The sequence below is a fragment of the Oleiphilus sp. HI0079 genome, assembly GCF_001635105.1.
The window spans coordinates 1-1343 of the sequence record NZ_LWFT01001079.1; the positions used below are offsets into that span (position 1 = coordinate 1).

Here is a 1343-nt window from a genome sequence, read left to right on the forward strand (position 1 = left end):
GGCGCCTTTTTCTTTAAATGTATAGGCATCCACGGTGTCTGTGTCTACCTCGCTGTTAGGAAGAAGGTCATAAAACTGGAAGCGTGCTTCGGGTTTTATGACGGCTTTTTCTTTTGATTCAGCCTCAGCTTTAGGCTTCGTGCTGTTAGGAGCGGGCTTGCTGATAGCTTGATTGGTCGCGCCATCATCTACCTGAGCTAGTTTATAGAGTGCGAACCCAAAGCCACCAAGAAGGGCTGCGATTAAAAAAAGATGTAAGCCCTTGCCTGATCCAGCGTTATCGACAGTTTTTGTTGCAGACGTTTTTTTCGCGGCAGAACCTGTCTTTGCGGAAGGTTTCTTTTTGCGCTTTGCAGCAGGCTTTTTAGTCGTGCTGGGTTTTGCGTAATCTCGAGTCATGATTACATGCTTTCTGGCGCGCTAACACCGAGTAGATTCAAACCATTCTTGATAACTTGCTGGACTGCGATGCAGAGAGTGACTCGCGCATCGCGCACGTTTTGATCATCGACCAGCACTTTATTGCTGTTGTAATAGGTGTGAAATTCGCTAGCTAGATCTCTTAAATAGTGTGTCATGGTATGCGGTTCCAGCTGCTCTGCTGAGTTGATCAATGTTGACGGATATTGTGTTAGGCGTTTGGCCAAGTCTACTTCTGCATCAACACTGTTGCGAGCTAGCTCTGCAAGGCCGTTTTCTCGATCCACACTGATACTTTCCTCTTCAAGTTTTCGCAGCATGCTAGCGATTCGAGCGTGCGCATACTGAATGTAGTAAACAGGATTGTCTTTACTTTGCGACTTTGCGAGCTCCAAGTCGAAGTCCATATGTTGCTCTGCCTTGCGCGTTACGTAGAAAAATCGGGCTGCGTCTTTTCCGACTTCATCACGCAGCTCGCGGAGAGTCACAAATGAGCCGCTTCGCGTTGACATCTGCACGCGCTCAGTGCCGCGGTAAAGGATGGCAAACTGAACAAGCTTGATATCGAGCTTGTCTGGGTCAAGATCCATCGCCTGCAGTGCGGCTTTAACCCTTGCAATGTAACCGTGGTGATCTGCGCCCCAAACATTAACGACGCGGTCATAGCCACGCTCAAATTTATTCAGATGGTAAGCAATATCAGAGGCGAAGTAGGTTGTTTCGCCATTGTCGCGTTTTACAACGCGATCTTTATCGTCACCAAAGGCTGTCGATTTAAACCAGATGGCACCGTTTTGTTCGTATAGAAAACCATTGGCATCTAGTCTCGCTAGCGCGTCGTCGATCTTATCTGCAAGAGATGCTTCGGAAAACCATTGCTGGTAATGCACACCAAATTCACCGAGATCGTCTCGAATATCATC

1 protein-coding gene and 1 pseudogene are annotated in these 1343 nt (G+C 47.7%); both read right to left on the reverse strand.

What is annotated here, in order from left to right; all coding sequences use genetic code 11:
* Positions 1-399 (reverse strand): annotated as a pseudogene (locus tag A3750_RS19255) (hypothetical protein); the annotation flags it as partial.
* A 2-nt stretch (positions 400-401) separates the two neighbouring features.
* The coding region (gene argS, locus A3750_RS19260) for an arginine--tRNA ligase (protein ID WP_068548644.1) at positions 402-1343 on the reverse strand (942 nt) is incomplete at its 5' end.